Origin of the sequence: Actinacidiphila guanduensis, assembly GCF_900103985.1 — a bacterium.
GTDB lineage: Bacteria > Actinomycetota > Actinomycetes > Streptomycetales > Streptomycetaceae > Actinacidiphila > Actinacidiphila guanduensis.
On the sequence record NZ_FNIE01000019.1, the window covers coordinates 1 to 19,593 of the forward strand.

Genomic DNA, 19,593 nt, shown 5'->3' on the forward strand with positions numbered 1-19,593 from the left:
CCGAGAACGGGATGAGCGGCGCCTCGGCGATGCGGGTCTCGGTGACCGCGAACACGGCGAGCAGCGCGACGGCGACGCCGAGGGTGACGAGCGTGCGCGCCGACCCCCACGGGTGCTCGTTCGTGCCGACCACCGCGTAGACCAGGGCGGCGAGCCCGAGCGTGACGGTCACCGCGCCCAGCACGTCGAGCTTCGGCCGTTCGCCCTCCGCGCGCGACTCGGGGAGCGCGACCGCGGCCAGGACGACGACGGCCGCTCCGATGGGAACGTTGACGAACAGCACCCAGCGCCAGTCGAGCAGATCGGTGAGCACGCCTCCGGCGAGGACGCCGACGGCCGCACCACTGGCCGAGGTGGTCGACCAGGCGCCGAGCGCCCGGCGCCGCTCGTGGGGTTCGGTGAAGCGGTTGGTCAGCAGGGACAGCGTGGACGGGGCGAGGACCGCGCCGCCGAGTCCCTGCAGCGCGCGGGCGGTGATGAGCCAGGCCCCGTTCTGCGCCAGGCCGCCGACCAGGCTGAAGAGGGTGAACAGGGTGAGGCCGACAAGGAACACGCGACGCCGCCCCCACAGGTCCGCGGCACGTCCGCCGAGCATCAGGAACCCGGCGAAGGTCAGGGTGTAGGCGTTGACCACCCACTGCTGGCCGTCGACGGAAAAGTCCGAGGTCGTGCCGCATCCGGGGCAGGGCCACGTTCACGATGGTCACGTCGAGGATGACCATGAACTGCGCGACGCAGCAGACCAGCACGGTGGTCCACGGCGGACCGGAACGCAGGGTGCGGAGCATGCCGGTCACCGCCCCTTCGGGATGCTGGGGGCGGGGTCCGTGGCGGGGACGGCTGGGGCGGACGAATCCGCGCGTGACGGGCCCGGATGCGACGGGCCCGGGCGTGACGGGACGGCCGGGAAGAGCCCGCCGGGTCCGGTGCGGGTGGGAGGCACACCGGGGAACAGCATGAGGGAGCGAGGGGACGGCATGAGTCCTCCAGGAGGCGATGTTCGGGAATCCCGAACATAACAGATGTTCGGGCGTTCCGAACATCGAGTACCGTGGACCCATGGCCAGCCGCACATCGACCGAACTCGTCTTTCCCGAGCGCGAGGAGATCCGCCTCCCGGCGGTGCTCGCCGCACTCGGTGACCCGGTGCGGCTCACGATCGTCGCCCACCTCATCGGCCTCGGCCGCAACGGCGAGTCGGCGTGTGTGAGCTTCGCCCTGTCGATCAGCAAGTCCACCCTCAGCAGGCACTTCAAGGTGCTGCGCGAGGCGGGCGTCATCCGGCAGCGCGACGAGGGCAACCGGCGGCTGAACCGGCTGCGCACCGAGGACCTCGAAGCCCGCTTCCCCGGGCTGCTCCGCATGATCGAGGCCCACGCAGAGAAGGAGCTGACCGGATCGGCGGCGGCGGACCTCGCCGCGCTCGGCTACCGGCCGGACCGGCCGACGGTTTCCCAGTGCGCGTCACAAGCCGCCGAGGAGAGGCGCCCGGCCACCCCGGATCCCGTCCCCGACGGCACGCCCGCCTGACGGACGTCCAGGACCCGGCGCGCCCGCGTCCGCCAGTGCCGCACCCGCCCGGTGTCCGTCCCCGCCCGCCCGGCGTCCCCCGGCCTCAGGCGCCCAGCGCTCCCGGGCGTCGGCGCCGGTATGCCACCGCAACGGCGCGGTCTTCGAACCATGCCGGGGCGCCGGTCCCGGCGCCGCCGCCGAGGGGTCGCGTGCCGGGACCGCGGCGATGCCGTACGGGGCCGCGGCCCCGTACCTACGTCAGTCCGCGAGGGCGAGGTACGCCTCGTTGGCAGCGCCGACCTTCCGGCCGTCGAGGTCGGCGGACATCTTCGGCGCGACGAAGTCCGTCGCCCAGGGCGCCGTCTGGAACCGCAGGGGCGGGTCGTCCTGGGTGAGCAGATCGAGGATCTGGGGCCCGATCTCCTCGACCGGCTGCACCGCCCCGGTGGCGGCGATGATCCGGGACAGCAGCTCCCACGGCTCCGGGTACGGATCGCCGTCCACATGCTCGGTGGGCACCAGCCGGTCGAAGCGCCGCGGGGCCATGACGTCGGTGGCCACGGGGCCGGGTTCGACGATGGTCGTCCTCACCCCGTGGCGGGCGACCGCGGGGGCGAGCGACTCGACGGCGCCCTCCAGCGCGAACTTCGAGGAGGCGTAGGCGTCGTTGAAGGGCGCCCCCACGAGCCCGTTGGCGCTGGTCGTCACGATCAGGCGGCCGCGGCTGGCCCGCAGGTGCGGGAGCACCGCCTTGATCACGGCCAGGTTGCCGAAGAAGTTGCGCTCGAAGACGTAGCGGAAGCCGTCCATCGGGATCTGCTCGGCCGTGCCGAGGGCGAAGATACCGCCCGCCTGCGACACCACCGCGTCGATGCGGCCGTACTCCTCCGCCACCTCGCGGACGAGCGCGCCGACACCCACGTGGTCCGTGATGTCCAGGTGCCGGATGTCGAGAGCGCCCCCCCGGGCGGAGGCGTCCTCCGCCAGCCGCGCCATGCGCTCGGGATCGCGGCCCGTCGCGACCACCTGGTAGCCGGCTGACGCGGCGTCCAGCGCGATCACCCGGCCCATGCCCGAGGTCGTACCGGTCACGAGAAGGACCTTCGCACCGTCGCCGCCGTCGTTCCTGTTCTTGCCTTTGCTGCCGTCGCCGTTCACGGTGACACCTCTCTCTAACGCACACTCTGTGCGTTAGAAGCCTAGGTCTTCCGCGTCGGATCCGCAACGCACAGCGTGTGCGTTAGTCTTCCGCCATGACCTCCCCACCCTTCCGGCGTGCCCGCACCGAGGAGACCAAGCAGCAGCGGACGCGGTCGCTGATCGACGCCGCGCGGGAGATCGCCCTCGCGGAGGGCGTGGCCGCCTTCACACTCACGGCGGTCGCCCAGCGCGCGGGAGTGCACCACTCCGCGGTGCGCCGCTACTTCGACTCCCCGAAGACGATGCTGCTGCGCCTGGCGGCGGAGGGCTGGCAGGGGTGGGCCGCAGCGGTCGTCCGGGAACTGGACGGCCGCGACGTCACGACGGCCGAACTGGCCTCCGTGCTGTCGGCGACCCTCGCCGCGGACCCGCTCTTCTGCGACCTGCTGGCGCACGTCCCGCTCCACCTCGAGCACGACGTTCCGCTGGAGAGCGTGATCGCCTTCAAGAAGACCGGACGCGACGCGGTCGACACCATCGTGGGGGCGATCCGCGCGGCCGCGCCGGCTCTCGCCCATGCCGCGACGGACGTCGTCGTCACCGCGAACGCCCTGGCGGCCACGCTGTGGCAGGTGACCCACCCGACGGACCTCCTCGCCGAGGCGATCCGGCGCGACGCCTCGCTCTCCGCGGTGAATCCCGGAAGCTTCGAACCGACCCTCCGGCGCCTGCTGGCGGCGGCCTGCGCCGGCCTGAGCGCGGACTGACCCCGCGACCGGACCGACGGCGGCCGTTGGGTCCGCAAGGGCCAGGCACACCCGGACCCCGCGCCGGCCGCCGGGGCGCCGGAGCCGGGTCGGACCAAGGGGTACGTGGTGCCGCCGCCCAAGGGGTACGTGGTGCCGCCGCTGCTGGCCCGCCACGCGTGGGGCAGGGCGGGGGCCAGCGGGTGCTGAGCGCGCCACCCGGGAGGGTGCGGGGGCGGGGGCTGCGCGACCTGGTCGTCGGGCTGGACGCCGGGGACGCGCAGAAGGCGAGCGCGATCATGCGGCGGCACGTGAATGAGGTGGCCCGCACATTGGTTCGCGGCTTCGGCGTCAAAGCCCCGGCGAACGGGTCAGTGCAGACCGGTTCGGCGGGCCTGGCGGGTTGCCTCCTGGATGCCGCCCGAGAACGGCTCGCCGTGGCCGGGCAGCACCAGGGCGGCGGAGCCGATCCCGTCCAGGCGGTCCAGTGCCGCCAGTGCCGCGGCGCTCGCGTGGGTGAATCCGCGGCACACCAGGCCGGGTCCGGTCAGACCGGTGAGGCCGTCGTAGGTGACAAGGGCGTCCCCGGTGAACAGCAGGCCGCGCTCGGCGAAGAAGTACGCGGCGCTGCCGGGGGTGTGCCCGGGCAGGCCGATCGCGAGGGGCTTGCCCGGCACGCCTTCCAGCGGCCCGTCCTCGCGGAAGCTCTCCGCCCCAGGCGTCGCGGGCGCGGTGAAGGCGCCCTTGCGGGCGAGGTGGAGGGGGACGGCCGCCGCTGCCGGGCGCCGCAGCAGGTAGGGCAGCATGGAGCGCTCCGGCTTGGCGTGCCGCATGGCACTGCGCGGCCCGTCCCTGAGGATCGCGGCGTCCCCTTCGTGCACCCGGACCGCGGCGCCGGCCTTCTGCAAGGTCGCGGCCAGACCGGCGTGGTCGGGGTGGGCGTGCGTCAGCAGGACGGCCCGCACGTCCGACAGCGACTTCCCGGCGGCATCCAGCACCTCCCGCACCTGCCCGAGGTGGCTCGGCAGCCCCGAGTCGACGAGGACCACGCCGTCGGGCTCCTCGACCGCGTAGAAGTTCACGACATGGTCCCCGAGGCGGTGCACACCGGGGGCGACGAGGGAGGCGGGGCGGGCGGTACGGGACATGGGGCCTCTTTCAGACGTTCGGGGATTCGGTCGGCTCGGCGCGCGGTGGGGCCGCGCAGGTCGGTGCCTCCCGCGGCGGAACGATCGCCTTCGCGCGGCGTGGAGGCAGTCCGCCAGCCGAATGGCCCGTCGCGCCCGCCTAGCCCCCTGGGCGGGCGACCAGGTCGACGCCCCGCCGCTCCACAAGGGCCCACCGTCATCGGCCGTGGCCATGTGGCCCTTGGGTGCGCCGGGCCCCTGGCCGGTCAGCCCCGCTCCTCGGCGGCATCGGCCGCGTGCAGGCTGACGAGTTCGCGGCCGCGTTTCATGTAGGCGCGGATCGCGGTGTCGGCGGCAGCGGCGTCCTCCCGTTCCAGCGCCTCGACGATCGCGAGGCGCTCGTCCCGCAGCGGGACGGCGATCCGGCTCCACACGTCGGGCGAGCGCTCCGCGCTGCGGCGGGCGGCCGCGATCTGCACCTCGATCAGGTGGCCGGCGATCGCGATCAGCAGTTGGTTGCCCGAAAGGGCCACCAGTTCGGTGAGGAACGCGTGCAGCGCGGCGGGCAGTTCCTCGTCGCCCATGTCGGCGGTGAACGCCTCGGCGGCGGCCCGCAGCGCCGACAGCGAGCGCCCCTGACCGTCCTGGAGGTAATTCTCCGCCGCCTTGCGGTAGATGGCCTCGGACAGGTCGAACAGGTCGGGCAGCGTGACCCGTTCCAGCTCCACGACCGCGTCGATCGCCGAGGACATCAGCGAGGACGTCTCGGCCGTCACGTAGGTGCCGGCGCCGTGCCGCACGGCGACCAGGTTCATCGCGCTGAGCGCCCGGATGGCCTCGCGGACGGTCGGCGCGCTCACCTCGTAGTGCGCCGCGAGCTCCTTCTCCGAGGGCAGCCGCGTGCCGCGTGCCAGGGCCCCGGAGAGGATCTGGTCGCGAAGGTCCTGGAGCACCTGGTCCGCGGCTCCCGTACGGACCCGCTGGTACGCCGTGCCCGAAGTGAACGCCCCCGCCATGCCGCGCAGCCTCTCGTCGTCCTGCCAGCGAGTGACCAGGTTACCAAGAGACCAGGAGAGTTTGTGCGGTGCTTCCCCGTCCCGCCGACTGCTGGTGACGCCGGCTGCCGGTGAAACCGACTGCCGGTAAAGCCGCTCGCCGATACCGCTCGCCGGTGCCGCCCGGAGACGGAGAAGCCGGAACCGGAGCATGGGGTCCAGGCCCGGGAACGCGCCTCCCCAAAGGGCTCAACTCAAAGGACTCAAAGGCCCGGGCGACCCTCCATCGCTGCGGCATCGCCCTGCCCACCCCGCAAGGCCGAGGCCCCCGTCTCCCCCAGCTCGGCCGGCCCCGCACGGAAGGACCGATGATATTATCGCCTATCGATGGCATCACAGACGCCGGCAGGCGCCGACCACGGCAGGAGAGCCCCGTGACCAAGGAGTCCGCGCAGTGGTTCCAGGCCGCGCGCTTCGGCCTGTTCGTGCACTTCGGGCTGTACAGCCTCGCGGGGCGGCACGAGTGGGTGCGCAGCCGGGAGGCCATGTCGCAGGAGGCGTACGACCGTTACCTGGAGCGCTTCGATCCGGACCTGTTCGACGCGGGGCAGTTGGCGCGGGCCGCGCGCGAGGCCGGGATGCGGTACGCCGTGCTCACCACGAAGCACCATGACGGCTTCTGCCTGTTCGGCTCCTCGCTGACCGACTACACGTCGGTGCGCGCGGCCGGCCGGGACCTGGTGGCCGAGTTCGCCGAGGCGATGCGGGCGGAGGGGCTGCGGGTGGGGCTGTACCACTCGCTGCTGGACTGGCACCACCCGGACTTCCCCGTGGACCGCCACCATCCGCTGCGCGGGACGCCGGCGGAGCGGGAGCCCCGGGACCTGTCGCGCTACCGCACCTATCTGCACGGCCAGGTGGCGGAGTTGCTCACCGGCTACGGCAGGATCGACCTGCTGTTCTTCGACTTCAGCTACCCCGGGATGGGTCCTGCCGAGTGGGGCGCCGACGAACTGCTCAGGACGGTACGGGAATTGCAGCCGGGCATTCTCGTCAACGACCGGCTCGGCGTGCCCGGCGACTATGTGACGCCCGAGCAGTACCAGCCGGACCGGCCGTTGGAGCGCGACGGCGTGCCGGTGATGTGGGAGGCGTGCCACACCCTCAACGGGTCCTGGGGCTACGACCGGGACAACCGCGACTACAAGGACCCCGCCCTGCTGGTGCGGATGCTGGTGCAGTCGGTCGCCTGCGGCGGCAACATGCTCCTCAACGTCGGCCCGAACGGCCGGGGCGCACTGGACCCGCAAGCGCGGGACACGCTGCGGCGGATGGGCGAGTGGATGGCGCTGCACGCCCGGTCCGTGCACGGCGCCGGCTCGAGCACGTACGAGGCACCGCCCAGCTCCTTCTACACGCAGGCCGGCGACCGCCTCTACCTGCATCTGCCGACCTGGCCGCTGACCCACGTCCACCTGCCGGGGCTCGCCGGGCGGGTGCGCTACGCGCAGTTCCTGCACGACGGGTCCGAGGTGCGCTTCCAGCAACTGGACGGGGCGCAGCACGAGCACGACAACATGGCTCCCCCCGGCCGCAGCGCGGACACCCTCACGCTGACGGTGCCGGTCGCCCGGCCCGATGTCCTGCTTCCCGTGGTCGAGCTCTTCCTGGACGAAGGCTGACCGCCGCGCGCCCGGCAGCCGGTGCCGGCCGCCGGGCGTGGGGGCGGGAGGTCTGGAAAACGGGCGCCCACCGATGAGCCGACGCGGCGGCCGGGTCCAGCTACCGTCCCTTGACGCGTCGTCCACCCGCCCGTTCCGCCCGGGCACTCCTCCTCGCGCGCCGGCGGCCTTTCACGTGCGGCGTGCCGGAACGTGCCGGGCGAGCCAGACGAGCACCTCGTCCACCTGGCGCGGGTCGAACTCGTGGGCCACGCCGTCGAGTACGACATGGCGCAGGTGGTCGGTGGCGGTCGCGTACGCCGGGCTGATCGCCGCGGCGAAGTCGGCGATGTGCTCCGGTGTGGTGAGCGGGTCGCGCTCGCCGGCGATGAGGAGCAGCGGGCGGGGGGCGAGAAGTTCGGCGAGCTGCGGGCCGGGGCCGCTCTCGCGGACCCGCGGGGCGGCGCCGAGGTCGGCGAACTGCGGCAGCTGCGTGACGTCGCAGACCGGCATGATCGCGGCCCCGCAGGAGATGCGCCGGTCGCCGGCGAGCTTGAGGAGTGCCTGCAGGCCGCCCCACGACTGCCCGACGACCGCGATCCGGTCGGCGCCCGAGACGATGCCGAGCCCGAGCGCGCCGTCGACCAGCGCGGTGGCCTCCTCGCGCGCCTGGGCCAGCAGGTCGGGGCCCTTGCCGGCCAGGCTGTCCTGGTGGAGGGCGACGGCGTCCTCCCAGGCCCGCTTGCGGTCCCCGTGTCCGGGCGCGTCGGGCACCAGCACGTCGTACCCCGCGTTCAGCAGCGCCGCCACCACGTTCGGACTGACCCGGTTGGAGGCGGTGCCGGGCGGGACGGCCTGTTCCTTGTTCGCGGTGAAGCCGTTGTAGAAGATCACCAGGCACTCGCGCCGGGCCTCGTGCGGCGCGTCGATCCGCATGCACGGGATCGGGTCCTCGCCCCCGCCCCGCGGCAGGAAGACGGTGCGCACGTGGGGCCACTGCCGCCACGGCGAGACCGGGCCCGGAGGCCCGGCCAGGTGGGACGCGAGCCGTACGGCCTCGACCAGCGCCTCGGCGAAGAGCTGGCCGACGAGTTCGGGTGAGGTGTGCTCGGGCAGCGGGGCCGACAGGTCGGCCCGTTTCAGCAGCGACCTGGACGGCTGGGCCGCGGCGTACGCGACGCGGGCGCCGGCCGCCGTGGCCGCCTCGATGCCGGGCCCCTGCCCGAAGTCGGCCGAGCCGTAGGCGAGAAGCAGCACCAGGGCGTCCGGGGGGAGGCCGCGGGCCCGCGCGGGCCAGTGGGCCGGGACCGCCGACACGGCGGCGGGCACCGAGAGTTCGGCGAGGCCCGCCGCCAGTACGCCCGCCGCGCCCGCGAGTTCGGCTGCGGGCCAGATCTCCACCCGCGTGGCCACGCGCGCGGCATGGGCGACGGCGGGCAGGGAGGCGTCGGTGCGCAGGCGGTCGGCGAGGGCGCCGAGCGGGTCGGCGGGCGCCTCCCGTGCGCCGTGGCTCTCGGCGGCGAAGTCGTTGGCGACCCCGAGCCGCAGCGCGGCGTAGCCGGGGAAGCCGACGCTGCGGCAGAAGCGGGAGACGGTGGGCTGCGCCACCTCGCACACCTCGGCGAACTCCCCGATGGACAGGGCGATCGCCCGCGCCGGGTCGGCCAGGACGCGCTCGGCCACCCGGCGCTCGGCCGGGGACAGGTCCGGCAGGGCGGCGCGGATGCGGTCGAGGGCAGCTGTGCGGGTGCCGGGGGAAGGCGGCTGTTCCAACAAGGCCATGCGACAAGTATATTGCATAGCTGTTTCGCCGCAAGTAACATCCCGACCACCAACGGCGCATGTTACATACCGCACCGAGCCTGGAGTACCGCACAGCCACGGAGATCCCATGCCAGCCCCCAGCGTTGCCGCCTCCGCCCGCAAGGGCCGCAGGCCCCAGGGCCCGCCCCTCGACGATCCGCCGGCCCCCCGGCGCGACAGCACGGTCCGCACCCGCCGCCAGGCACGGCGCCGGGCCGACGCCGTCCTGCTGCTGATGGGCGCCCCCGCACTGCTGCTCCTGCTGCTCTTCAACTACCTGCCGATGGCGGGCCTGGTGGCCGCCTTCGAGGACTACCGGCCGCGCGAGGGCTTCCTGCACAGCTCCTGGGTCGGCCTGGAGAACTTCCGCTACCTGTTCACCGGCAGCGACACCTGGCACATCACGTACAACACCGTGCTGATGAACGCCCTGATCATCGCCGCCACCCTGGTCTGCTCGCTGGCTCTCGCGCTGCTGCTCAACGAGGTGCGCGACCGCTCGCCGCGCGCGGCGAAGGTCTACCAGTCGGCGATGTTCCTGCCGTTCGTCTTCTCCTGGGTCGTGGTCAGCTACTTCGTGCTGGCCTTCCTCGACGCCGACCACGGGCTCGCCAACCAGGTGCTCAAAGCGTTCGGGGCCCACCCGGTGGACTGGTACTCCGATCCGGGGCCGTGGCGGATCGTGCTGGTGGTCGTGGCGGTCTGGAAGGGCGTCGGCTTCTGGGTGGTGGCCTACCTCGCCGCGATCCTCGCCATCGACCCGGCGTACTACGAGGCGGCCGCGATCGACGGGGCCTCACGATGGCAGCAGAGCCGGCGGATCACCCTGCCGCTGCTCACCCCGATGATCAGCATCAACCTGCTGCTGGACGTCAGCCACATCTTCCACGCCGACTTCGGGCTGTTCTTCCAGGTGCCGCGCAACAGCACCCCGCTCTACCCGACCACCGACGTCATCGACACCTATGTGTACCGCTCGCTCACCTCGCTCGGCGACGTGGGCATGTCCGCCGCGGCCGGCCTCTACCAGGCGTTCGTCGGCTTCGTGCTCGTGGTGGGCGCCAACTGGCTGGTGCGCCGCCGCGATCCCGACAAGGCCCTGTTCTGAGCGGGGATCTGGAGACTGCTGTGACCGCTGCATCCCTCACCGACGAATCCCCGCGCCGCCGCAGGGCTGCGCGCCGCGGGACCCCGTACCGCGGCCCCGTCCGCAAGAACCGGTTCACGGCCGGGCGGATCGCCATCCACGGCCTGCTCGCGCTGTGCTCGATCGCCTTCCTCGCCCCGCTGCTGATGGTGCTGTCGGCGTCCTTCTCCTCCGAGAGCGCCATCAACGACAAGGGGTACTCCCTGCTGCCCCGGCACTTCACCACCTTCGCCTACCGGTACGTGGCCGGCGACCCGAGCCAGATCCTGCAGGCGTACGGCGTCTCGATCCTGGTGACCGTCACCGGCACGCTGGTGTCGCTGCTGGTGATGTCGATGCTGGCCTACACCCTGGCCCGCCGCGACTACACGCTGCGCCGCCCGCTGACGCTGTACCTGATCTTCGCGATGCTCTTCAACGGCGGACTGGTCCCGACGTACATCCTGATCACGCAGTACCTGCACCTGCAGAACACGCTCTTCGTGCTGATCCTGCCCTACCTCGCCTCGCCGTGGTTCGTGATCCTGCTGCGCACGTACTTCGCGTCGCTGCCCGCCGAGATCATGGACGCGGCCCGGATCGACGGCGCCGGCGAACTGCGCACGTTCTTCCAGGTGGTGCTGCCGCTGTCCACGCCCGCGCTGGCCACCGTGGGCCTGTTCACCGGGCTCGTGTACTGGAACGACTGGTGGCTCGGGCTGCTCTACATCGACAACGAGCACCTGGCCCCGGTGCAGCTGTTCCTGTACCGGATCCTGTCGAACATCGACTACGCCGCGAGCACTCCGCAGGCCGGGCACCTGGTCACCGCACCGGTGCAGACGGTGCGGATGGCGGTCGCGGTGCTCGCCATCGGGCCGATCGTCATCGCCTTCGGCTTCATCCAGCGCTACCTGGTCCGCGGCATCGCCATCGGCGGCCTCAAGGGCTGACGGCGCCCGCCCCGCCTTCCCACCCGCACACCGGAGGTTCCTCCACCATGTCCCTCACCCCTTCCCCGCTCACCCGCAGATCCGTGCTCGCCGCCGGGGCGGCCGGGGCGGCGAGCACCGCACTCGCCGCCTGCTCGGGCTCCTCGGCCAAGGGCCCGGGCGGCACCGTCGACCTCACCTACCAGTACATGTCCTTCGCCGCCCAGCCCGACCAGGCGCTCGTGCAAAAAGCCGTCAACGCCCGCCTCAAGGCCCTCGGCGCCACCTTCACCGTCACCCTGCAGCCGGTGCTGGACTACACCGAGAAGATGACGCTGAACATGTCCGCCGGCAACGTCGCGGACCTGGTCTTCACCGCGAGCTGGACCAACGACTTCTTCAAGAACGCCGGCAGCGGCAACTTCCTCGCCCTGGACGACCTGCTGCCCAAGCACGCCCCCAGGCTCTACGCCAGCATGCCCAAGGCCATCTGGCAGGGCGCCCGGGTCGGCGGCCGGATCTACGGCGCCATCAACCAGCAGCGGTTCCCCAAGCTGTGGGGCACCTCGGTACGGCGCGACCTCGCGGAGAAGTACGACCTCGACGTGGCCTCGCTGACGGGATACGAGCAACTGGAGCCGTTCTTCGCCAAGGTGAAGGCCGGCGAGAGCGACGTCATCTGCTGGGCCACCGACAACGCCACCACCGGCACGGCCTTCTACCCCGAGATCCACGGCTGGGACCCGATCGCCACCCAGTACGGCCTGGCGGTCAAGTACGACGACACCAGCCGCAAGGTCTTCAACGTCTACGCCACCGACGAGTACCGGGCCGCAGCGGAACTCCTGTACTCCTGGCGGCAGAAGGGCTACACCACCAAGGACCCGCTGAGCGCCTCCGACCGGGCGGCCAAGCAGCACGCCGGCTCGATCGCGGCCCTGAGCACCCAGGCCCCGCCCACCAACCCCCAGTTGGAGACCTACCCCACCATCGGCAAGAGCTTCGTGGCCACCCCGCTGCTCAACACCGACGGCGTCTCCTCCACCCTGACCGCGGTCAATCGCGACACCGCGCACCCGCAGGAGTGCGTCGAGTTCCTCGAACTGGTCAACACCGACAAGGCCCTGTACAACCTGCTGTGCTTCGGCATCGAGGGCAAGCACTACGTGCTCAAGGACGGCGTGGCCACCTTCCCGGCCGGCACCGACGCCAAGAGCGACCGCTACAACCCCGATCTGGACTGGATGTACGGCGACCAGTTCAACGCCTACTACCGGACCGCGGACGACGCGAAGGCCAAGCGCTGGGAGGTCGAGGCGGCCCTGAACAAGTCCGCGGCGACCTCGGTCGCACTCGGCTTCTCCCTGGACACCTCCAAGCTGCGCACCCAGGTCGCCACCGTCACCGCCGCCCTCACGCAGTACCAGCAGCAGGTCGCGATCGGCCTGGTCAAGCCCTCGGAGGGCATCCCGAAGCTGCTCAAGCAACTGGACCGGGCGGGCATCGGGACGCTGCTGTCCGCGGCGCAGGACCAGATGGACGCCTGGGCGAAGGGGGCGTGAGGTGGTGCCCGGCAGCTCCGTCCCACCCGAACCGGGCGACGCGGCCGGCCGGCCCGTGCTGCGGGCGGGCACGGCATACGCCCGGCCAGCGCGCTGGGCCGTGCTCCAGCGCCGCCTGTTCGGCGAACTCGACCAGGCCTGGCGCGAGTTCTCCGCCCGCTACTGCGACCCGGCGGGCGACGGCCGGCTGGTCTTCCACGACCGGCTCGGGGTGCCGCCCGACGACCGCGACGGGGTCGACGACTTCTACGAGCCCTTCTTCAACTGGCCGCTGCTGTACGTCCTCGGCGGCGCCGACGACCTGCTGGCCGCCGCCCGGCGGCACTGGCTCGGGGTGACCGCGCAGCTCACCGAGGCGGGCATGGTCGCCGGCGGCCACGACCGCGGCTACGACTGGTTCCACCAGGGCGAGGGCCTGCTGCTGCTCTACCACCTGTGCCTGGCCGCTCCGGAGGACGAGCGGATCAGGGCACAGGCGATCCGCTCGGCCGAGCTGTACCTCGGCGGCCGGCCCGGGAACTACGACCCCGGCGCCAACGTCGTCACCGCGCCGCACAACGGCGCCGACGGCCCCCGCCCGGGGCTGACGGGCGGCGCCCCGGTCTTCCCGTGGAGCCCGGTCTTCGCCTGGTACGGCCTGCCGCTCGACTGGATCGAGGGCATCGACTCCTACGACGCGCTGGTGGCGGACCCCGTACTCGCCCGCAGGATGGGCGAGGAGATGCGCGACCGGATGGGCCGCGGTGACACCGCGGTCAACCTGGCCGCCACCAGCCTGATGGCGAACGCGTTCCTGCTCACCGGCCGGGAGGAGTTCCGGGTCTGGGTGCTGCGCTATGCGGGCGGCTGGCTGGAGCGGGCCCGCGCCAACGGCGGGGTGCTGCCCGACAACGCCGGTCTCGACGGGCGCACCGGCGCGTACCTGGACGGCCGCTGGTACGGCGGGCACTACGGATGGGCGTGGCCGCACGGGCTGCACAGCGTCGGTGCCGCCGCCGTGATCGCCGCCTGCAACGCGGTGCTGGTCGGCGGCGGCAAGGAGTACCTCGAACTGGGCCGCAGCCCGCTCGACGCGGTCCTGGCCGGGCTGCGCACCGGCCCCGACGGAGTGCCCACCGTGCCCTACAAGCACAACGACAGCGGCTGGCACGGGCACCGGCCGCTTCAGGCGGCACTGCCGGCCGCGCTGTGGCACGTCAGCCAGGACCCGGCCGACGCGGAGCGGCTGGAGCGCGCGACCGGCCCGGACCGCAACCACGTCGCCGCCGTGCGCACCAAGGAGGAGGCCGGCCACGAAGTGCCGTGGCTGTCCTTCCTCGCCGGGACCAACCCCGACTACCCGGAACGGGCGCTGCAGGTCACCCTCGACCTGGTGCGCGAGCGCCGCCGCGCCATCGCCGCCGACCCGACGGACCCGGCGACCGGGCCCTCGACCGCGGACATCCACCACTGGCAGGACCGCAACCCCGTCCTCACCGAAGTGCTGGGCCAGTTGACCTGCGGGGCACCGCAGCCGCTCTACAACGGCGGGCTGTGGCACGCCCGGCTGCGGTACCACGACGCCGAGCGCGGCCGTCCCGGGCTGCCGCCGGACGTTGCCGCGCTGGTCACCGCGATCGCCCCGGACCGTACCGCGGTGACCCTGGTCAACCTGGACCCGGCCGCGGCACGCCGGGTGCTGGTGCGGGCGGGCTCCTTCGGCCAGCACACCTTCGGCACGGTACGGCAGGACGGCCGTCCCGGACTCCTCGTGCACGGGCCCGAGTTCGAGGTCGTGCTCGGCGGGGGCTGCTCGACCGAGGTCGTCACGACCGTCGAACTGCACGACCGCCGGCCCGCACACCACTGATCGGCGCCAGCCCCGCGCAACCATCCAACCCCCCGAGGGAGAGCCGTGTTCACCGGATCGACCAAGCTCCGCCCACCACACCACGGAAGAAGTCCCCGCTCCCTGCTGGTGTCCGCCACCGCGGCCGTCGCCTGCGCGGCCGCGGCCCTGCTCACCGCGGGCGGCCCGGCCGCGGTGCCGGCCGCGGCGGCCACCGCGCACGTCTACTACGTCTCGACCACCGGCAGCGACACCAACAGCGGCACCGCGACGACGAGCCCGCTGCGCACCGTCCAGAAGTGCGCGGACCTCGCACAGGCCGGCGACACCTGCTCGATCATGGGCGGCACCTACCACGAGACCGTCACCCCCGCGCACTCCGGGGCAGCCGGCGCGCCGATCAGTTTCACCCCCTACGGCGGGCAGCACGTCGTCATCGACGGCGCCGACCAGGTGGCCGGATGGAGCCAGGTCTCCGCCGCGGACCTCGCCGGCCTCACCGCCGCCGACCCGCGCCTGTCCGGTTCGCCGTTCGCCGGCGCGGTCGGCAGCGGCGCCATGTACGAGGCGTCCGTGGCGGTGAACCCCGCGCTCGCCGGCAACCAGCTCTTCTACGACGGGACGTCGGCCAACCAGGCGCAGTGGCCCGATCCGGGCGTGGACCCGCTCACCCCGACGATCGAGTACGCGGGCGCCGGAACCACCGCGACCTCCATCGCCGACCCGGCGCTGACCCAGGCGGCCGGCTACTGGACCGGGGCGAAGGCGTACACCTCGCACTGGTACGACGTGCAGACCACCGCCGTGACCTCCTCCGCGCCCGGCTCCGTCACCCTCGCGGCGAGCCCCAACCTGGGCCTGGAATCCGGCAACCAGGTCCGCTACTTCCTCTTCGGCACCCTGGAGACCTTCTCCCACGCCGGGCAGTGGTACTACGACAAGACCGCGCAGAAGCTCTACCTCTGGTCTCCGGACGGCAGCTCGCCGGCCGCGCACACGGTGGAGGTCAAGCAGCGCACGTACGCCTTCGACCTCGGCGCGGTCAGCCACATCGCGATCAACGCGCTGACCCTCCAAGGCGCCACGGTCACCACCGGCGACAGCAGCACGGACGTGGTGCTCACCCACCTCGACGCCGAGTACCCCTCGGTCTTCGACACCGCCGCCACGTACACCCAGGGCGGCAAGGACACCGGCATCATCCTGCGCGGCACCGGCAACGCGCTGCGGGACAGCACCATCGCGCACAGCTCGGGCAACGGCGTGGCCCTGCTCGGCAGCGGCAACCTCGTCTCGGGCTCGGTGATCCACGACGTGGACACCATGGGCACCTACACCGCAGGCGTCAACGTCGAAGGGGACGGCCAGACCGTCACCCGCAACACCATCTACCGCACGGGCCGTTCGGGCATCCTCGTCGACTGGCACGAGCTGACCCCCGACACCACCGCCTCCGACGAGCGGTTCTCCTACAACGACATCTCCGGATACGCCCGGCTGAGCGTCGACACCGGCGCGATCTACGCGGGCGTGAACCTGACCCTGCCGGGCAGCTCCATCGACCACAACTGGGTGCACGACGCGACCCCGCTGCCCCTGGTGAAGACGTACGCGCTTGCCGGGATCTACCTGGACGGCTCCACCGGCGGCGGCGAGGTCTACGACAACGTCGGCTGGAACCAGAGCTTCGGCAACGTCTTCATGAACACCCACGGCCTGGGGACCAAGGTCTACGACAACGACGGCGGCGTGCAGTTGTACTCCGGCGCCTACGACGCCGGCACCGAGATCGAGAACAACATCGGCGCCGATCTCGCGGACGTCGACTCCGGCGGCGTGCTGATCGGCCACAACCTGCCCTCCGCCGCCGACCCGCGCTACGCGGACCCGGCCCCCGGCGGCACCGACTACCGCCTGCAGGCCGGCTCCCCTGCCCGCAACGCCGGCGCGATGGTGCCCGGTGTCACCATCAACTACACCGACCCCCAACCCTCCATCGGCGCCTACCAGTACGGGGCGCCCTACTGGACCGCGGGCGCGTCCGGGACGGTCCCGGCCGGCCTGCTCTACGCCACCGCGGGCACCGGCAGCTACACCGTGCCCGTCGGCGGGTCCGAGGCGGTGCCGCTGAACGCCACCATGAGCGACGGGACCACCGTCGACGTGGCGGCGAGCAACGCCGTGTACGACGTCGCCGACCCCGCCACCGCGTCCGTCGACGCCGACGGCACCGTGCACGGGCTCGCCGCCGGCACCACCGTCGTCACCGTGCAGGCCGTCTACCAGGGACAGGTGGCGAACGGCAGGTACACCGTGACGGTGCCCCCCGCCGGCACCTCGCTCCCCGCCGGGTACAGCCTCACCAACCTCGGCACCGACCTCTACGGCGGCGCGGCGGGCGGTTACGCCACGCAGGACGCTTCGGGGCACGGCACCATCGCCACCACCGGCTACAACATCTGGAGCACCACCGACAGCGGCAGCTTCCTGCACACGCAGGTGTCCGGCGCGGGCGACGTGACGGCGACCGTCACCATCACCGCGCAGTCCGCGCCGCCCTGCGGTGTCGGGCTGATGATCCGCGACGGAAGTGCCGCGAACGCCAAGGAGGTCAGCTTCCGCTCGCAGGACGGCGGGTTGCGGCTGGTCTACCGCAACGAGTCCACGCTGCCGAACACCGGCTACCTGACCACGGCGAAACCCGTGATCTCGCTGCCGGTGCAGCTGAAGCTCGTCAAGTCCGGCTCGACCTTCACCGCCTCCTACAACACCGGCGGCGGCTGGACCGCGATGGGCACCACGACCGCGTCCATGGGCACCGACCTCCAGGTCGGCCTGGGCATCTACTCCGGCGCGTACGCCGGGACCTCGGCGTCCTTCGGCGACCTCGCCGTCTCCGCGGCCTGAGCACCCCCTTCCGTGTGCCGGGTGCGCCCCCGCGCGGCCGGCACACGGCAGCACCGCCCTCCCTTTCGCGCACGTTCCGGAGAGGACCCCGCCGCCATGACGCGCCCGCCCGCACCCGACCACGACGCGTCGCCCTTCACCGGCTGGACCCGCGGCCACTGGACGGCGGCCGCGGACCGGCTCCTTTCCGGGGTGCGCCCCTACACCTCCGAGGGGAACGCCCTGATCGACCTGCCGGGCAGCCACCCCAGCGGGTCCGGCCGCTGGTGCGACGGACTCGAAGGCTTCGCCCGGACCTTCCTGCTCGCGGCGTTCCGGCTGGGCGGCGAGCAACCGGTCCCGCACGGCCCCCTGGCACATCTGGCCGACTTCTACGCGCGCGGCCTGGCGCACGGCACCGACCCCCGCGCGGCGGACCGCTGGCCCACCCTGCGGGAGAAGGGCCAGGCGAAGGTCGAGTGCGCGTCGATCGCGCTCGCCCTGCACCTGACCCGCGGCTGGATCTGGGACCGGCTGCCCGACGACGTGCGCGCCAGAACCGTGGAGTGGATGTCCGCGATGGTCGGCGCGGACACCCCCGCCAACAACTGGGTCTGGTTCCGCTGCGTCACCGAGGCGTTCCTGCGCTCGGTCGGCGGACCCTGGAGCCGGGCCGACATCGAGGACGGCATCGCGCGTTCGGAGTCCTGGTACGTCGGCGACGGCTGGTACTCCGACGGCGACTTCGGCCACGGGCTGCGGAACTTCGACCACTACAACGGCTGGGCGATGCTGTTCTACCCGCTGTGGTACTGCCTGATCTCGGGTGCGGACGCCGAGCCCGGATTGCGCGAGCGCCACGCCGGCCGGCTCGGCCGCTATCTCGCCGATGCCCAGTACCTGGTGGGCGGCGACGGCGCCCCGCTCTTCCACGGGCGCTCCCTCACCTACCGCTTCGCGGCCCTCGCCCCCTTCTGGACCGGCGCCGTCTTCGACGCCACCCCCCTCGCCCCGGGGCTGACCCGGCGGATCGGCAGCGGCATGCTGCGGCACTTCCTGGACTCCGGCGCACTCGACGGGCACGGCCTGCTGCCGCTGGGCTGGCACGGCTCCTTCCCCGAGATCCGCCAGCCGTACTCGGGGGCGGGCTCGCCGTACTGGGCGAGCAAGGGTTTCGCGGGGCTGCTGCTCCCCGCCGGCCACCCGGTGTGGACCGCCGTCGAGCAGCCGCTGCCGATCGAACGCGCCGACGTGCAGGCCACGTTGACGGCGCCCGGCTGGCTGGTGTCGGGCACCCGCGGCGACGGGGTGGTGCGGGTCGTCAACCACGGCGGCGACCACGCGGCGCCCGGCCAGACCGAGTACGACGAACCCTGCTACGACCGGTACGCCTACTCGACCGCGTGCGGCCCGGACCTGGGCGAGCCGGACCCAGCCGCGCCGCTGGACTCGCATGTGGCGCTGGTCGCCCCCGACGGCCGCGCCTCGATCCGCCGCCCGTACCAGCGCCTCTTCCTGCGCGGCCGGGTGGGCGTCTCCCGCCACCGGGCCCACTGGCCCGAGGAGCCGGCCCGGTACGGCGGCACGCCGCGTACCCGGCTCGGGCCCGTGCTGACCACCGCGTCGGTGCTGCGCGGGGCGGTGGAGGTGCGCATCGTGCGGGTCGACGCGCCGGAGGCCCGTACCGAGGAGCCCTACCCGGTGGACGATCCGCAGGCGCGGCCCCCTGCCCATCCCGGGCCGTGGCGGCTGCGCATCGGCGGAGCCGCACTCGCCGCCGGGTGGCCGGACGCCCTCGTCACCGAGACCACCGCCGATCTGGCCCGCGTCACCGCGCCGGACCGCGGCCTGGCCGGCTCCGTGCGGCTGCTGACCGGCGCCGGAACGTACGGCACGACCCGGCGCCGCGGGGCCAACGCCTTCGGCACGTGGTCGGCCTGCCCCTGGGTGGAGACGACCGCCGAGGTCGCGAGCGGCGACATCCACGCGGCCGCCGTCGTTCTCGGCCGGCCGGATGAACCGGTGGCGCAGGTGCGGATCGCGGTGCGCCGCGGCGGCTCCGGCGAGCCCGACAGCCACGGCGGCCGCGGGGACCACAAAGGCTCCAGCGGCGCTGACTGCCCCGACGACCCGGGCGGCTCCGGCGATGTCGTCACGGTGATCTGGCCGGACGGCGAGTGCGACCTGGTGCCCCTGGACCCCGTCCCGGACGCCCGCACCACCCCGCCGGGCCTGCGCGCGTAGCTCCAACCGCCCCTTCCGAACCACCGGAACC

14 protein-coding genes are annotated in these 19,593 nt (G+C 72.9%); 9 read left to right on the forward strand and 5 right to left on the reverse strand.

All coding sequences use genetic code 11. The features are described 5' to 3' along the window. Positions 1-634: MFS transporter (locus tag BLR33_RS30210; RefSeq protein WP_245771760.1), on the reverse strand; the 634-nt coding region annotated here is incomplete at its 3' end. 425 nt (positions 635-1,059) lie between these two features. Here BLR33_RS30210 and BLR33_RS37025 point away from each other — a divergent pair. Continuing rightward, complete coding sequence (locus BLR33_RS37025; protein WP_093787839.1) at positions 1,060-1,530, forward strand: ArsR/SmtB family transcription factor; 471 nt, start codon at positions 1,060-1,062, stop codon at positions 1,528-1,530. 240 nt (positions 1,531-1,770) lie between these two features. Here BLR33_RS37025 and BLR33_RS30220 read toward each other — a convergent pair whose 3' ends face one another. Beyond that, a complete protein-coding gene (locus BLR33_RS30220) occupies positions 1,771-2,604 on the reverse strand; it encodes an SDR family NAD(P)-dependent oxidoreductase (protein ID WP_143031788.1) in 834 nt (277 codons plus the stop codon). Between the two features lie 161 nt (positions 2,605-2,765). On the opposite strand from BLR33_RS30220, the gene BLR33_RS30225 reads away from it, so the two are divergent. Next, on the forward strand, positions 2,766-3,419 hold the full coding sequence (locus BLR33_RS30225; RefSeq protein ID WP_093787841.1) for a TetR family transcriptional regulator: 654 nt from the start codon (positions 2,766-2,768) through the stop codon (positions 3,417-3,419). Positions 3,420-3,769: 350 nt separating this feature from the next. Here the strand turns inward: BLR33_RS30225 and BLR33_RS30230 are convergent, their stop codons facing one another. Continuing rightward, the gene (locus BLR33_RS30230; RefSeq protein ID WP_093787842.1) at positions 3,770-4,546 is read right to left on the reverse strand and encodes an MBL fold metallo-hydrolase; all 777 of its coding nucleotides are present in this window, start codon (positions 4,544-4,546) and stop codon (positions 3,770-3,772) included. A 245-nt stretch (positions 4,547-4,791) separates the two neighbouring features. Then, positions 4,792-5,541 (reverse strand): FadR/GntR family transcriptional regulator, encoded by a 750-nt coding sequence (locus tag BLR33_RS30235; RefSeq protein WP_176930631.1) that lies wholly within the window; start codon positions 5,539-5,541, stop codon positions 4,792-4,794. 347 nt (positions 5,542-5,888) lie between these two features. Between BLR33_RS30235 and BLR33_RS30240 the strand changes: the two genes are divergently transcribed. Beyond that, a complete protein-coding gene (locus tag BLR33_RS30240) occupies positions 5,889-7,202 on the forward strand; it encodes an alpha-L-fucosidase (RefSeq protein ID WP_093787844.1) in 1,314 nt (437 codons plus the stop codon). Between the two features lie 171 nt (positions 7,203-7,373). On the opposite strand, the gene BLR33_RS30245 is transcribed toward BLR33_RS30240, so the two are convergent. Continuing rightward, entirely contained in the window at positions 7,374-8,963 is a 1,590-nt protein-coding gene (locus BLR33_RS30245) for an alpha/beta fold hydrolase (RefSeq protein WP_176930633.1), read from the reverse strand. A gap of 109 nt (positions 8,964-9,072) precedes the next feature. Here BLR33_RS30245 and BLR33_RS30250 point away from each other — a divergent pair, with 109 nt between their 5' ends. The 6 genes from BLR33_RS30250 to BLR33_RS30275 all read left to right on the forward strand — a co-directional run bounded on the left by BLR33_RS30250 (position 9,073) and on the right by BLR33_RS30275 (position 19,562). Continuing rightward, positions 9,073-10,092 carry an ABC transporter permease gene (locus BLR33_RS30250; protein WP_093787846.1) on the forward strand — a complete coding sequence of 340 codons (1,020 nt, stop codon included), beginning with the start codon at positions 9,073-9,075 and terminating at the stop codon, positions 10,090-10,092. Positions 10,093-10,112: 20 nt separating this feature from the next. Beyond that, on the forward strand, positions 10,113-11,063 hold the full coding sequence (locus tag BLR33_RS30255) for a carbohydrate ABC transporter permease (protein ID WP_218136730.1): 951 nt from the start codon (positions 10,113-10,115) through the stop codon (positions 11,061-11,063). A gap of 47 nt (positions 11,064-11,110) precedes the next feature. Continuing rightward, positions 11,111-12,604, forward strand: coding sequence for an ABC transporter substrate-binding protein (locus BLR33_RS30260; protein WP_093787847.1), 1,494 nt, complete (start codon positions 11,111-11,113; stop codon positions 12,602-12,604). Between the two features lie 4 nt (positions 12,605-12,608). Next, positions 12,609-14,453 (forward strand): hypothetical protein, encoded by a 1,845-nt coding sequence (locus BLR33_RS30265; protein WP_143031789.1) that lies wholly within the window; start codon positions 12,609-12,611, stop codon positions 14,451-14,453. A 45-nt stretch (positions 14,454-14,498) separates the two neighbouring features. Then, positions 14,499-17,339, forward strand: a complete 2,841-nt coding sequence (locus BLR33_RS30270; RefSeq protein WP_143031790.1) for a right-handed parallel beta-helix repeat-containing protein — start codon at positions 14,499-14,501, stop codon at positions 17,337-17,339. A gap of 96 nt (positions 17,340-17,435) precedes the next feature. Next, complete coding sequence (locus tag BLR33_RS30275; protein ID WP_093787850.1) at positions 17,436-19,562, forward strand: DUF2264 domain-containing protein; 2,127 nt, start codon at positions 17,436-17,438, stop codon at positions 19,560-19,562. The last annotated feature ends 31 nt before the right edge of the window (positions 19,563-19,593 follow it).

Coding starts and splice junctions, on each gene's coding strand:
- BLR33_RS37025 (WP_093787839.1), top strand. CDS start 1,060: ATGGCCAGCCGCACATCGACCGAACTCGTCTTTCCCGAGCGCGAGGAG.
- BLR33_RS30225 (WP_093787841.1), top strand. CDS start 2,766: ATGACCTCCCCACCCTTCCGGCGTGCCCGCACCGAGGAGACCAAGCAG.
- BLR33_RS30230 (WP_093787842.1), bottom strand. CDS start 4,546: ATGTCCCGTACCGCCCGCCCCGCCTCCCTCGTCGCCCCCGGTGTGCAC.
- BLR33_RS30235 (WP_176930631.1), bottom strand. CDS start 5,541: ATGGCGGGGGCGTTCACTTCGGGCACGGCGTACCAGCGGGTCCGTACG.
- BLR33_RS30240 (WP_093787844.1), top strand. CDS start 5,889: ATGATATTATCGCCTATCGATGGCATCACAGACGCCGGCAGGCGCCGA.
- BLR33_RS30245 (WP_176930633.1), bottom strand. CDS start 8,963: ATGGCCTTGTTGGAACAGCCGCCTTCCCCCGGCACCCGCACAGCTGCC.
- BLR33_RS30250 (WP_093787846.1), top strand. CDS start 9,073: ATGCCAGCCCCCAGCGTTGCCGCCTCCGCCCGCAAGGGCCGCAGGCCC.
- BLR33_RS30260 (WP_093787847.1), top strand. CDS start 11,111: ATGTCCCTCACCCCTTCCCCGCTCACCCGCAGATCCGTGCTCGCCGCC.
- BLR33_RS30275 (WP_093787850.1), top strand. CDS start 17,436: ATGACGCGCCCGCCCGCACCCGACCACGACGCGTCGCCCTTCACCGGC.